The organism is Micromonospora tulbaghiae (assembly GCF_900091605.1).
Taxonomy (GTDB): domain Bacteria; phylum Actinomycetota; class Actinomycetes; order Mycobacteriales; family Micromonosporaceae; genus Micromonospora; species Micromonospora tulbaghiae.
The window spans coordinates 25,135-37,785 of record NZ_FMCQ01000004.1 but is presented as its reverse complement, the minus strand read 5'-3'; the positions used below and the strand labels follow the sequence as shown (position 1 = coordinate 37,785).

The window sequence follows — 12,651 nt, the reverse complement described above, 5'->3', positions numbered from 1 at the left end:
CTGCCGTACCGGCGGGTGCCTGTCAGCGCGGGGCGGGTCGCAGCAGGCGTACCCGGCCGGCGACCTGAACCGCGACGGCGCCGCCGGCCCGGGCGAGGGCCGGCAGCCGGCGTGGCCGGGGCGGGCGGCGGCCGTCGTAACGGCTCGCGGCCTCGCGCGCGGCCAGCTCCTCCGCGCCCAGCGGCGGCAGCGCGTCCCGGTCGCGCAGGTCGCGGGCCAGGTCCCAGCCGTCGCGCAGCGAACCGTTCGTGGGACGGCCGTCGGCCCACGTGGTGAACGTGGCCGGCCAGGCGGAGCCGAGCCCGGCGGCGAGCAGCGGCCAGTGCCGGGCCACGTCACCGGCCCGTTTGCGCAGCAGCGCCCGGCGGGCCGCCTCGACCGGGCCCGGGGTGAAGCCGGGCGGCAGCGGTCCACCGGCGACGAGCGCGGCGACCAGCTCGGCCTGCCGGGCCGCCAGGTCGCCGCTCACGTGACCACCGGGTGGCCGGACGCGGCGGCCAGCGCGTCGAGTTCGCCGCGCAGCTCGGCGGCGGGCGGGTAGTGCCCGTCGCGTTCCAGCAGCAGCGCGGGCGGCCGGCGCCGGGCGCACAGCTCGCGGACCAGGTCCAGCACGGCGGCGGGCACGGGGTCGGTGTGCGTGTCGTGGTAGAAGCCGCCGTGTTCGGCGCCGCCCGCGACGTGCACGTAGGCGATGCGCTCCAGCGGCAGCCGGTCCAGCAGCGCGGCCGGGTCGCCGCCCCGGTTGCGGGCGTTGGCGTGCACGTTCGCCACGTCGAGCAGTAGCAGCGCGTCGGTGGCGTCGAGGATCTCGGCGAGGAAGTCCGCCTCGTCCAGCTCGTCGTCGGGCCAGTCGAACAGTGCCGCGATCGGTTCCAGGGCCAGCGGCACCGGCAGCTCCGCCTGCGTCCGCCGTACGTTCGCCACCACCGTTGCGACCGCCTCGCGGCTGCGCGGCAGCGGCAGCAGGTGACCGGCCTCCAGACCGCCGGCCCGCACGAACGCGATGTGCTCGCTCACCAGCGGCGCGTCCAGGGCCGCGACCACCCCGGCCAGGTGCGCGACCCGGGCCGGGTCGACCGGCTCCGCGCCGCCGAGGGACAGCCGCACCCCGTGGGGTACGACGTCGACGCCGCGTTCGCGCAGCTCGGCGAGCCCGTCCGGGAGCGGCCCGGCCGGGGCGACCGCCTCCGCGACCACCTCGACGAAGCGCAGCCCTGGCAGCCCGGCGACGAACCCGGCGATCTCGGGGCGCCAGCCGATGCCGACGCCGGACGGGCCGCTCATCCGCCGCACCCGCCTCCGCCGCAGCCACCGCCTCCGCCGCACGAACTGCCGCCGCCGCAGGAGCTGCCGCCGCCGGCGGTCGCTCCGCCGCCGCAGGAGGTGCCGGAGCTGGCGCCGCCCGTGTTGCCCATCGCCTGCCGCTGGATCTCGGCCTGCTCCGCGAAGCCCGGATCCATGGTCCAGAGCGTGGCGGTGCCGAACAGCGCCACGCCCAGCGCCACCTCCGTCGGGCCGTACGTCGTGTACGCGGGCCCGGCCGCCGGCCGCAGCCACGTGTGCCGGCGGCGCATGTCGTCGAGCGCGGCGGTGGCCGCCCGGGTACGCCAGGGCACGCGGTTGAGCAGCACGAACGCGAGGCCGAGCGGGAACAGGCTGAGCAGCAGCCAGCCGGTGGGCCGGTCGTTGAGCAGCCCGGAGACCGCGCGCACGATGCCGATGACCAGCAGGGCTCCGACCAGCAGCGCGCCGCGCCGCAGCGTCCGGCGCCGCTCCTGGTCCAGGGCCAGGCCCCGCCGTACCAGGCCGTCGCGCAGCTCGTCGAGCGCCCGCCGGACCCACTCGTCGGCGGCCAGGTCCCGGGTACGCAGACCGCGGCTGGCCGCGTGGTGCACCGCCTGGTCGAGCGGGGTGGCCCCGGCCGGCAGCGGACCGCCCGTGGTGAGCCGCCGGTCCGGCCGTACCCCGACCGCGCCCGTGTGCCGCAACCCGCCGAGCGCCGCCCAGACGGCGAGCTGGTCACCGCCGTTGAGGTACGCGACCTGCTGCGGACCCAGGTCGCCGTACGCGGTCACGGGTGTGCCCGCCAGCATGCGCCGCCGGTACACGATCGCACCGATGACCAGGACGACGGCGAGCAGGAGGTACCAGCGCAGGAAGACGGGGCCGGGGATGCCCCAGGTGTCGGAGGGGGTCATCGTCTGCTCCTGTCGCGAGGAGGGGTCGCGGCTCATTGTGGAGCAGGCGCGCCAGAGTCGATCTCCTGGAGCGGTGTAGTTACCGGACCGAGACCGGCGGCGGTTCAGTGCCGGCGGACGGCCTCCTCGACCAGGTCGAGCACCCGGGCCAGGTCGCCGGCGGGCCGGCCCATCGCCAGGTGCAGCACCAGCCCGTCGTAGGCCAGCTCCAGGAACTGGGCCAGCACGTCGATCGGTACGTCGTCGCGGAGCACGCCGGCTTCGCGCTGGCGCAGCAGGCGCTCCCGGGTGGCCCCGGCGATGGCCTCGGAACGCTCCGCCCAGCGCTTGGCGAAGGCGGGGTCGGTGCGCAGCCGGCGGGACACCTCCAGCTGACTGCCGAGCCAGCCGGTGGTGTCCGGCGAGACGGCCCGGGCCAGCAGGTCGCGCATCACCTGCACGAGACCGTTGCGGGCCACCGTCTCCACCATGGCGGCGGCGTCGTCCTCGGCCACGGCGAGGAAGAGGGAGTCCTTGTCCCGGAAGTGGTGGAAGATCGCGCCACGGGACAGGCCGGTGGCCTCCTCCAGCCGCCGCACGGTGGCGCCCTCGTAGCCGTGCCGGGCGAAACACGCCCGCGCCGCCGCGAGGATCTCCTGCCGGCGCGCGTCGAGCTGGTCCTGACTTACTCTGGGCACGAACGGATCGTTGCAGGTGGAACCGGCCGATGCAAACCGTACGTACGGCTTGAGATGCGATTCCGGATGATCATCTGCCGCCGTCGGGTGGTTAGGATCGGCGCGTGACCGCCCTTCCCGCGCGCCCGCTCACCGTCGCCGCCGTCCAGGCCCAGCCCGCCCCCGGCGACGTCGCCGGCAACGCCGGTGCCGCGGCCCGCCTCGTCGCCCGGGCCGAGGGCGCCCGCGTCGTGGTGCTGCCCGAGCTGTTCCTGCCGGCGTACCACCCGCCGACGCTCGGCGCCGATCCGGACGCCACCGACGTGGCCGCCGACGCCGACGGCCGGGTGACCGACACCCGGCTGGACCCGCTGCGCTCCGCCGCCGTCGAGGCGGGCGCCGCCGTGGTGATCGGCGCCGCCGTCCGCCACCCCGACCGGCGTCGCACCATCTCCCTGCTCGTCGTGGATCCGGCCGGCACGGTCACCGCCGCGTACGACAAGCAGCAGCTCTGGAGCGGCGAGCGGGAGCTGTTCGACGCCGGACGCCGGGGCGCCACGCTCGTGGTCGACACGTGGCGGCTGGGACTGGGCGTCTGCTACGACGGCTGCTTCCCGGAGCACGCGCGGGCCGCCGCCGGCGACGGCGCGCACGGCTACCTCTGCCCGGGTGGCTACCTGGCCGGCTCGGCGCACCGCCGCGATCTCTACTACGCCGCCCGGGCGCTGGACAACACGATGTACGTGGTTTTCGCCAACTCGGTCGGCGGCACCGATCCCTGGCGCTTCAACGGCGCCGCGGCGGTGTACGACCCGGAGGGCCGGCCGCTGACCCGGGGCGCCGACACCGGCGAGGACGTGCTGGTGGCCACGCTGGACCCGGACGCGCTGGCCGCCACCCGCGCGGCGCAGACGATGCTGCTGGACCGTCCGCTCGACGCCGGGGCGGATCGCGCCGTCCTCGTCGCCTGATCGCCGTGGCGGGGCCCTCGGCCCTGTCGGTGCTCCGGCCCGTCCCGTAGGGTGCCCAGGTGCCGTTGCTCCTGCTCGATCTGGACAACACCCTGCTGGACCGCGACGGGCCGTTCCGCGCCTGGGGAGAACGTTTCCTGGACGGCATCGGCGCGCCGCCGGCCGACCTCGACTGGTTGGTGTCCGTGGACGCGGACGGGCTGACCAACAGGTGGGACGTGGCGGATGCGATCCGCGACCGGTACGCGCTGCGCATCCCCTCGATCGACCTGGTCGACGAGCTGCACGACGGGGTGGTGTCCCACATGCGGCTCGACCCGCTGGTGGCCTGCGCGCTGCGGATCGCGGCCGACGCCGGCTGGGTGCCGGTGGTGGTCACCAACGGCGCGTCCCGTCAACAGGACGCCAAGATCCGCAAAACCGGCCTCGACCGCTACGTCGCCGACTGGGTGATCTCCGAGGAGGCGGGCGTCAGCAAGCCCAACCCGAGGATCTTCGCGCTCGCCGCCCAGCGGGCCCGGATGCCGCTGCGCGGCGCGTGGGTGGTCGGCGACAGCCCGGAGGCGGACATCGGCGGCGCGACAGCGGTGGGCCTGCCCAGCGTCTGGCTGCACCGGGGACGCCGCTGGTCCGACCCGCGGTTCGCGCCCACCCGCATCGAGGACGGGCTGATCGCGGCCGTCGCGGCCGTACTGGCCGGCTGACCGCGCGACGGCGGCGCAGCGACAAGGTGGCGACGCGGCGACCGCCCGGAAAATCCGTTGACCTGCCCCGGGCGGGGTACGAGCATGGTGCCGCGCGAGTGCGCAGCCGGGGTGTGCCCGGTCGAGGAGAGGAGGTCGGTCATGGCCGTCTTCGCAGGGTCGTTCCACCTGCCTCCACCAGCCTCGATCGAAGGACAGATCCACCCGTGCGCGATCACGACTTCCCGGCGCCGCAGCGCCGTGGCCGCGGCAAGAGCCGCTTCGACGACGACGAACCCGACTTCCTGAAGCGGGGGCGGCACACCCCGCCGACCCGCACCGACCCGGACGCCGAGCCCGAGGCGGAGGACGCCTGGTCCTCCTGGGACCAGGCCGTCCACGGCCCCGAGCCGCACCCGGACTGGCTGGTCACCGAACTGGCCGCCCGGGACACCGAGCTCGGGGTGCTCAAGACCGGCAAGGAGGCGGACGTCCACCTGGTCCGCCGCGCCGTGCCGGGCACCGACCGCGGTTGCCTGCTCGCGGTGAAGCGTTACCGCGACGCCCAGCACCGGCTCTTCCACCGCGACGCCGGTTACCTGGAGGGCCGCCGGGTACGCCGGTCCCGGGAGATGCGGGCGATGACCGGCCGCACCGCGTTCGGCCGGCAGATGATCGCCGGGCAGTGGGCGGCGGCCGAGTTCGCCGCGTTGTCCCAGCTCTGGGAGATCGGGGCCGCCTCCGGGCGGATCGCGGTGCCCTATCCGGTGCAGCTGCTCGGCACCGAGTTGATGCTGGAGTTCGTCGGCGACGCCGAGGCGGGGGAGGCCGCGCCGCGGCTGGCCCAGGTCCGGCCCGACGACGACGAGCTGCGCGACCTGTGGGACCAGCTCGTGGAGGCGCTCACAGTGCTCGCCCGGGCCGGGTACGCACACGGCGACCTGTCCCCGTACAACCTCCTGGTGCACGCGGGCCGGCTGGTGATGATCGACCTGCCGCAGGTGGTCGACGTGGTGGCCAACCCGCAGGGGGCCGACTTCCTGGCCCGCGACGTGCGGGTGGTGGCCGCCTGGTTCACCGTCCGCGGGATGCCGGCGACGGTGACCGATCCGGCGGCGCTGACCGAGGCGCTGCTGCGGGAGGCGGGCATCCGCTGACCGACCGGCGTCCCGGGCGGGAGACCGCCCGGGACGCAGGTCCGGTCCGGGTCACTGGAGGTAGCGCTCGACCTCCGGCACCGGACGCTCGCCCTGGGCGTCCGGGTCGCCGTGCGCCTGGCGGGCGGCCCGGCGGCGGCGCAGCAGGTCCCAGCACTGGTCCAGGGACTCCTCCAGCGCGCGCAGCCGCTCCCGCGCCTCGTCGTCGGTGGCGGCCTCGTGCTGCTGCGCGTCGGAGCGCAGCCGGTGCTCCTCGTCGACGAGTTCCGAGATCCGGCTGAGGATGGTCTTGTCGTCCATGCCCGAAGCTTGGCACAGCGGACGGGTCCGCGCCCGCGTTCTGCCGCCGTCCGCGGATAGGTGAGCGTCGCTCGCGCTCCGCAACGGCCACTGTGTACGTCAGTGACGCATATCCCACGGGCTCCAATCTCGACATAGGGATTGTTGTTACGTGAAATATCCTCCGAGCTGCCTTTTGATCTGCGGCTCAGGATGGCATGCTCGCGGGCAACGTCACGGGTCGATACGGAGTCGCGACCCTGAGTCAACCGAGGGAGCGTTCAGGTGCCCGAACCAGCGGACACATCGAGGCCCACCGGCCGACCCCGAACCGTGCCGCTGCGGCAGATCCTGCCGGCGGCGCTCCGCGACCCCGCCCGGGCACTCATCGACATCGGTAACCGTACCGAAGGCGAACTGGTCCGGCTCAACCTCGGCTCGTTCCGGCCGTACCTGGTCACCCACCCCAGGCACGTGCAGCACGTCCTGCGTGACCGGGCGGACAACTACGAACGGGCCGGTGACGGGCTGTTCTGGCGCCCGGTCAAGCGGCTGTTCGGCGAGGGGATCCTCGGCGAGGGGCAGATCTGGTCGGCCAGCCGGCGGATGCTCCAGCCGATGTTCACCGCCAAGCGGGTCGACGCGCTCGTCGACGGCATGGCCGACGCGATCCGCGACGCCGTCGGGGAACTGGACGAGCCGGCCCGCGCCGGGCAGCCGGTCGACATCGGCGTGGAGCAGGCGCGCATCGTCAGCCGGGCGATCATGAAGGTGCTCTTCGCCGACCGGATCTCGGTGCCGGACGCGATGCGCGTGATCGAGGCGCAGGACCGGATCGCCACCGCCGTCATCCCCCGGATCATCGTGCCGTTCGCGCCGCTGTCCCTGCCGATGCCCGGCGACCGCACGTTCGCCCGCGCCGTACGCATCGTCGACGACGTGCTGGTGCCGGTGGTCCGCGAGACGCGGGAGTCCGCCGACCAGGGCGACGACGTCATCTCGACGCTCTGGCAGGCCCGCACCGACGACGGGCGGCAACTCGACGAGCGGCAGGTCCGCAACGACACGGTGGCGATGTTCGCCGCCACCACGGAAACCACCATCAACGTGCTGACCTGGGCGTGGCCGCATCTGGACCAGCACCCCGAGGTGGCCGAGCGGCTCTACGCCGAGATCGACGAGGTGGTCGGCGGCGAGCCGGTACGCCGCGAGCACCTGAGCCGGCTCACCTACACCCGGATGGTGCTGGACGAGCTGCTGCGGCTCTACCCGATCGGGTGGATCATCCCGCGCCGCGCGGTTGCCGGGGACGTCATCGACGGCGTGCCGATCGAGCCCGGCGCCACGATGGCGGTCAGCCCGCTGATCACCCAGCGGATGCGGCAGTTCTGGGACCGCCCGGACGAGTTCGACCCGGAGAGGTTCCGCCCCGAGCGGGTCCGCGCCCGGCACCGGTACGCCCACTTCCCGTTCGGCGGCGGGCCGCACCAGTGCCTCGGCATGTACCTGTTCTACCTGGAGGCCCAGCTCATCCTCGCCACCATGCTCAGCCGCTACCGGTTCCGGCTGCACCGCCCCGGCGTACCCGGGTTGCGGCTGGCTGCGGCGCTGCGGCCGCGCGAGCGGGTCGAGCTGACGCTTGTCGCCGCCGCCGGGCGGGCGGAGCGGGCATGACCGACGGGCCGACACCCGATCCGCTTGCCGTCGCCGCGGAGCAGGGCCGGGTCTGCGCGCTCGCCGCACAGGGCCAGCGCGGCCTGCGCAGGGCCGCCGCTGCGCACCCCGAGTTGTTCCCCGGCGACCCGTTCGACGCGACGCTGTTCAGCAGCATCGCGCAGGCGATGGCGTTCAGCGCCCCCTGGCACAGTGCCGCCGAGCTGGCCGTGACCAACCGCGCGGTGCTCTGGGGCTTCGCGGTGGACTGGCTGGTCGACCACCAGGCGACCAGCCGGGCCGAGGTCGACCGCATCACCGGCGTCTGCCTGGACGTGCTCGACGGCAGCGAGTCCGGCGACCCGCTGGGCCGGTTCCTCGCCGAGCTGCGCGACGACGTCGCCGCCGCGCCCGCCTACCCGGTACTGCGCGGCCACTGGCGCGACACGATGGCACGCATGCTCGGCGCGATGGCCCGCGAGTGGGACTGGCGGCGTACCGGCCGCCCCACGCTCGCCGACTACCTCGCAAACGCCGACAACCTCGCCGCGACAGTGGTGAACGTGGCGCACTGGATCCACACCGGATCGGTGTCCGACGCGGCCACGCTGGCACGGCTCGTCGAGGTCAGCGACGAGGTCCAGCGGGCCCTGCGCCTGGTCAACGACCTCGGCACCCACCGCCGCGACGCCGAGTCCGGCGACCTCAACGCGCTGCTGCTGGTGAACGACCCGGCCGAGGTCGAACGGCGTTTCGTCGAGCAGGTCGACCACTGCCGCGTCCTGCTGGCGAAGCTGGCCGGCGAGGTGCCCCGGGAGGCCGACTTCCTGTCCCGGCAGCTCGGCTTCACCACCGGCTTCTACCGGAACACCGACTTCTGGGGCGTGCGGTGACGCTCACCGCCCGACCGGTGCCCGCCACCCGGTCCGGTACCGCGCACGACCTGATCACCGCGCTCGGTGGCGAACCGGAGGGACAGACGTCGCCGTCGGTCTACGAGACCGGGCGGCTGGTCGCGCTCGCGCCCTGGCTCGACGGCCACGACCGGCGCGTGGCCTGGCTGCTTGACCGGCAGCGTCCGGACGGCGGCTGGGGTGGCCCCGCCGGGTACGCCCTGGTGCCGACGCTGAGCGCGGTCGAGGCGCTGTTGACCGTGCTGCACCGCGACGGACCGGCCGCCGCGCCCGCAGCCGCCGCGCGCCGGGGACTGGCGTACCTGGCCGACGCGCTGCGTGCCGGCGCCCCGCCGGACCTGCCGGCCACCGACCTGATCGTGCCGGCGCTGCTGACGGCGGTGGACCGGCACCTCGACGGGCCGTCCGGTCCGCCACCCGGCCTGGCCGAGTGGGCCGGCCGGCCCCGCCTGCCGCTGCCGGCCGGTCTCGACCCGGCCCGGCTGACCCGGGTACGCGGACTGCTCGCCACCGGAGGACCCGTACCGGAGAAGCTGACGCACGCGCTGGAGGTGGCGGGCCAGCTGGCGTACCGCGCGCCCGGGGTGCGTCCCTCGGCCAGCGGCGCGGTCGGCGCCTCACCCGCCGCGACCGCCGCCTGGCTGGGCGGGCCGGAGCCCGGACCCGCGCTCGACTACCTGAACGCTGTCGCCCGGCCCGGTCCGGTGCCCTGCGCGAGCCCGATCACCGTCTTCGAACGCGCCTGGGTGCTCGGCATCCTGGTCCGGGCCGGCGTGCCGGTCGGCGCGCCCGAGCCGGTGCTGACCGAGCTGCGCGCCGCGGCCGGACCGTCCGGCGCGGCCACCGCGCCCGGCCTGCCCGCCGACGCCGACACCACAGCGGTCACGCTCTACGCGCTGGCCCGGCTGGGCCGCGCGCCGGGCGTCGCGCCGCTGGCCGGGTTCGACACCGGAGCGCACTTCTGCACCTGGCCGGGGGAGGACGGGGCGTCGCTGACCACGAACGCGCACGTGCTCGACGCGCTCGGCGAGCAACCGAGCGCGCCCGGCGTCACCGGCGCCCGGCGCCGGGTCACCGAGTGGCTGCTGGACCGGCAGGAGCCGGACGGGCGGTGGGAGGACCGCTGGCACGCCTCGCCGTACTACGCCACCTACGCGGTGCTGCTGGCGCTGGCCGACCACGCCCCGGACGGCGCGGCGCGCGCCGCGGTCGAGCGGGGAGTGGCCTGGTTGCTGGACACGCAGCGCCCGGACGGCTCCTGGGGACGGTGGGACGGCACCGCCGAGGAGACCGCGTACGCGGTGCTCGCCCTGGCCGACGCGGGCCGGCCCGGCGACGCCCGGATCACGTCGGCGCTGGCGCGGGGCCGCCGTCGACTGTCCGAGCTGGACGGATGCGACGCCGAACCGGCACTATGGCACGACAAGGACCTCTACCGCCCGACGCGGATCGTGCGGGCCGCGGTGCTGGCGGCCTCCGGCCGCGCCCGGGCGACCCGGACCAGGGTCGCACCTACCATGATCAGGATCGCTTGAATGAGGTTCACGACGGCTGCTAGCGTGCGCCGGAGTCGATCGGATTTCGGACCGACCGAAGACCGGGCCAGGACGGTGTGATGGGTTCCCGCAGTACGAATCTCCGTACGAAGATCATCGCGCTGCTGGCGTCGCTGACCGCGCTCTGGGCGTTCGCCGCGTGGGTGACCGTACGGGACGGATTCAACCTGCTCGGCGTGCAGACGCTCAACGCGCGCGTCTTCGAACCGAGCGACCCGCTGCTGCAGGAGCTGCAGGCCGAGCGCCGGCTGTCGCTGCGCTACCTCGGCGAGTCCGACCCGGGCCGGCTGCAGGAACTGGAGGCCCAGCGGGCGCGTACCGACGAGACCGCCGGCGCGCTGTGGCGCTCGGTGCGGGACTGGCGCACCGAGATCCCGGCCAGCGAAGAACTGATGAGCCGGCTCGACGAGCTGAAGATCGAGCTGAACCAGCTCGGCCAGGTACGCGCCGACGTCAGCCGTAAGACCATCGACCGGACCACCACGCTGATCGCGTACGACGAGGCGGTCGACGGGATCTTCGCGGTCTTCGACGCCCTCGGCGGCCTCGACGACGACGAGATCGCCCAGGACACCGCCGCGCTCATCGACCTCAACCGGTCCCGGGAGCTGCTGTCCCAACAGGACGCGCTGCTCACCGGCGCGATCGCGGCCAACCGGATCACCGTCGGCGAGCAGACCGCTTTCGCCCGCCTGGTCGGCGCGCAGTGGTTCCTCGCCGACCGCACCGCCCGGGAACTCGCCCCGAGCGACCGCGCCCGCTTCGACCGGATGGTCCAGGGCGACGCGTTCCAGCAGCTCCGCACGCTCCAGGACCAGGTGCTCGCGGCCAAGGGCGCCGAGGTGCGCCCGCCGGTGACCACCGCGGCGTGGCAGGCCGCCGCCGAGAAGGCGATGGCCGACCTGCGCGAGGTGATCCTCGCCGGTGGTGAGGACATCGTGTCCCGGGCCATGCCGGTCGCGATCGGCGTCATCGTGCGGCTGGTGCTCGCCGCCGGTCTCGGCCTGATCGCCGTCATCGCCTCCGTGGTCGTCTCGATCACCACGACACGTGCGCTCGTCCGCCAGCTCGAACGGCTGCGCGAGGCCGCCTTCAAGCTGGCGCACGAACGCCTGCCGAGCGTGGTGGAACGGCTGGGCCGCGGCGAGGAGGTGGACGTCGCCCGCGAGGCGCCACCGTTGCAGTTCGGCGACGACGAGATCGGCCAGGTGGGCAAGGCGTTCAACGTCGTCCAGGAGACCGCCGTCCGTACCGCCGTCGAGCAGGCCGAACTGCGCCGAAGCGTACGCGACGTGTTCCTCAGCCTGGCCCGGCGCACCCAGGCGCTCGTGCACCGGCAGCTCACGCTGCTGGACGCGATGGAACGGCGGGAACACGACGCCGAGGAGCTGGAGGACCTGTTCCGGGTCGACCACCTGGCCACCCGGATGCGGCGCAACGCGGAGAACCTGATCGTGCTCTCCGGCTCGACGCCGGGCCGGGCCTGGCGGCGCAACGTTCCCATGGTCGACGTGGTCCGCGGCGCGGTCGCCGAGGTCGAGGACTACACCCGGGTCACCGTGCGCCCGCTCGGCGAGGTGTCGCTCACCGGCCGCGCCGTGGGTGACGTGATCCACCTGCTGGCCGAGCTGATCGAGAACGGACTCTCCTTCTCGCCGCCGCAGACCATAGTGGAGGTCCGCGGTCAGCTCGTGGCCAACGGCTTCGCCATCGAGATCGAGGACCGCGGCCTCGGCATGAGCGCCGACGAGCTGGCCGCCGCCAACGCGCGCATCGTCGACCGGTCCGAGCTGAACCTGGCCGACGCCGCCCGGCTCGGCCTGTTCGTGGTCAGCCGGCTCACCGAGCGGCACGGCGTCAAGGTGCAGCTCAAGGAGTCCGCGTACGGCGGGACGACGGCGGTGGTGCTGATCCCGCGGGAACTGATCACCGCCGACGGCGCCGACGCGTCCGACGCCCTGCCCGCCCCCGGGACGGCCCTGCCGGCGGCGCCCGCACCGGATCCGGCGCGGAGCACGCCGGACGGCGACGGCGACGGGCCGGCGACCCCGTCCGGCCCGGACGGCGGCGCCGAACCGGACCAGCCGGCCGAGTCCGCCCCGCCGGAGCCGGTGACGCGGGCGCCCCGGCTGACCCCCTCCGGGCTGCCCGCGCGTACCCGCAAGCGGCAGCCCGCGGTGGCGGCGCCCACCACGGAGCTGACAGTGGTGGAGCGTCGGCCTGCCGCCACGACGGAAGAAGCAGAGGCGTCGCCGGCGACGGAGCCGGAGACGGTCACCGACGCGGGACTGCCGGTCCGGGTACGCCAGGCCAGCCTCGTGCCGGAGCTGCGGCACGACCAGACCGGGGCGGACGACGACGCCGCCGACGACGACACGGCGCGTGCACCGGAGCAGGTGCGCCGGATGATGAGCTCCTACCAGAGCGGTACGCGACGCGGCCGTACCGATGCCGCGCGCCTGCTCGGCGGAGCGCAGGGGTCCGGCGGCGGGCCGGCCGACGCGGACGAGCAGGTTACCTGACCGGGACGTCGACGCGACGGAAACCGGATGTTGACGGCACACCAGCCGGGAAGATGAGGACG

Annotated in this window: 12 protein-coding genes; 7 read left to right on the top strand and 5 right to left on the bottom strand. The window is 74.7% G+C overall.

Annotated features, from left to right (window positions below; all coding sequences use genetic code 11):
• Positions 1-22: 22 nt before the first annotated feature.
• The 4 genes from GA0070562_RS12955 to GA0070562_RS12940 all read right to left on the bottom strand — a co-directional run bounded on the left by GA0070562_RS12955 (position 23) and on the right by GA0070562_RS12940 (position 2,875).
• The gene (locus GA0070562_RS12955) at positions 23-469 is read right to left on the bottom strand and encodes an SCO6045 C-terminal-like domain-containing protein (RefSeq protein WP_091420366.1); all 447 of its coding nucleotides are present in this window, start codon (positions 467-469) and stop codon (positions 23-25) included.
• A complete protein-coding gene (locus tag GA0070562_RS12950) occupies positions 466-1,284 on the bottom strand; it encodes an MbnB/TglH/ChrH family RiPP precursor modification enzyme (protein ID WP_091421911.1) in 819 nt (272 codons plus the stop codon). Before GA0070562_RS12950 ends, GA0070562_RS12955 begins: the two co-directional genes overlap by 4 nt.
• Positions 1,281-2,198, bottom strand: coding sequence for a TIGR04222 domain-containing membrane protein (locus GA0070562_RS12945; RefSeq protein WP_091420363.1), 918 nt, complete (start codon positions 2,196-2,198; stop codon positions 1,281-1,283). Before GA0070562_RS12945 ends, GA0070562_RS12950 begins: the two co-directional genes overlap by 4 nt.
• A gap of 104 nt (positions 2,199-2,302) precedes the next feature.
• Positions 2,303-2,875 (bottom strand): TetR/AcrR family transcriptional regulator, encoded by a 573-nt coding sequence (locus tag GA0070562_RS12940; RefSeq protein WP_013287426.1) that lies wholly within the window; start codon positions 2,873-2,875, stop codon positions 2,303-2,305.
• Between the two features lie 104 nt (positions 2,876-2,979).
• Between GA0070562_RS12940 and GA0070562_RS12935 the strand changes: the two genes are divergently transcribed.
• The 3 genes from GA0070562_RS12935 to GA0070562_RS12925 all read left to right on the top strand — a co-directional run bounded on the left by GA0070562_RS12935 (position 2,980) and on the right by GA0070562_RS12925 (position 5,665).
• Positions 2,980-3,825 carry a carbon-nitrogen hydrolase family protein gene (locus GA0070562_RS12935; RefSeq protein ID WP_091420360.1) on the top strand — a complete coding sequence of 282 codons (846 nt, stop codon included), beginning with the start codon at positions 2,980-2,982 and terminating at the stop codon, positions 3,823-3,825.
• Between the two features lie 59 nt (positions 3,826-3,884).
• Positions 3,885-4,529: an HAD family hydrolase gene (locus GA0070562_RS12930; protein ID WP_091420357.1), complete on the top strand. Its 645-nt coding sequence runs from the start codon at positions 3,885-3,887 to the stop codon at positions 4,527-4,529.
• 206 nt (positions 4,530-4,735) lie between these two features.
• Positions 4,736-5,665: a serine protein kinase RIO gene (locus tag GA0070562_RS12925; RefSeq protein ID WP_091420355.1), complete on the top strand. Its 930-nt coding sequence runs from the start codon at positions 4,736-4,738 to the stop codon at positions 5,663-5,665.
• Positions 5,666-5,716: 51 nt separating this feature from the next.
• Here GA0070562_RS12925 and GA0070562_RS12920 read toward each other — a convergent pair whose 3' ends face one another.
• Positions 5,717-5,965, bottom strand: coding sequence for a DUF2630 family protein (locus GA0070562_RS12920; RefSeq protein ID WP_091420352.1), 249 nt, complete (start codon positions 5,963-5,965; stop codon positions 5,717-5,719).
• Positions 5,966-6,277: 312 nt separating this feature from the next.
• Here GA0070562_RS12920 and GA0070562_RS12915 point away from each other — a divergent pair, with 312 nt between their 5' ends.
• From GA0070562_RS12915 to GA0070562_RS12900, 4 genes are all read left to right on the top strand, one after another.
• A complete protein-coding gene (locus GA0070562_RS12915; protein WP_175438747.1) occupies positions 6,278-7,618 on the top strand; it encodes a cytochrome P450 in 1,341 nt (446 codons plus the stop codon).
• A complete protein-coding gene (locus GA0070562_RS12910) occupies positions 7,615-8,490 on the top strand; it encodes a terpene synthase family protein (RefSeq protein ID WP_091420347.1) in 876 nt (291 codons plus the stop codon). Before GA0070562_RS12915 ends, GA0070562_RS12910 begins: the two co-directional genes overlap by 4 nt.
• Positions 8,487-10,046 (top strand): prenyltransferase/squalene oxidase repeat-containing protein, encoded by a 1,560-nt coding sequence (locus GA0070562_RS12905; protein WP_091420345.1) that lies wholly within the window; start codon positions 8,487-8,489, stop codon positions 10,044-10,046. Before GA0070562_RS12910 ends, GA0070562_RS12905 begins: the two co-directional genes overlap by 4 nt.
• Before the next feature lie 80 nt (positions 10,047-10,126).
• Positions 10,127-12,589 (top strand): sensor histidine kinase, encoded by a 2,463-nt coding sequence (locus tag GA0070562_RS12900; protein WP_091420343.1) that lies wholly within the window; start codon positions 10,127-10,129, stop codon positions 12,587-12,589.
• The last annotated feature ends 62 nt before the right edge of the window (positions 12,590-12,651 follow it).

Bases quoted from the DNA above. Each gene is read 5' to 3' on its own strand.
- GA0070562_RS12950 (WP_091421911.1), bottom strand. From the start codon at position 1,284: ATGAGCGGCCCGTCCGGCGTCGGCATCGGCTGGCGCCCCGAGATCGCC.
- GA0070562_RS12945 (WP_091420363.1), bottom strand. From the start codon at position 2,198: ATGACCCCCTCCGACACCTGGGGCATCCCCGGCCCCGTCTTCCTGCGC.
- GA0070562_RS12920 (WP_091420352.1), bottom strand. From the start codon at position 5,965: ATGGACGACAAGACCATCCTCAGCCGGATCTCGGAACTCGTCGACGAG.
- GA0070562_RS12910 (WP_091420347.1), top strand. From the start codon at position 7,615: ATGACCGACGGGCCGACACCCGATCCGCTTGCCGTCGCCGCGGAGCAG.
- GA0070562_RS12900 (WP_091420343.1), top strand. From the start codon at position 10,127: ATGGGTTCCCGCAGTACGAATCTCCGTACGAAGATCATCGCGCTGCTG.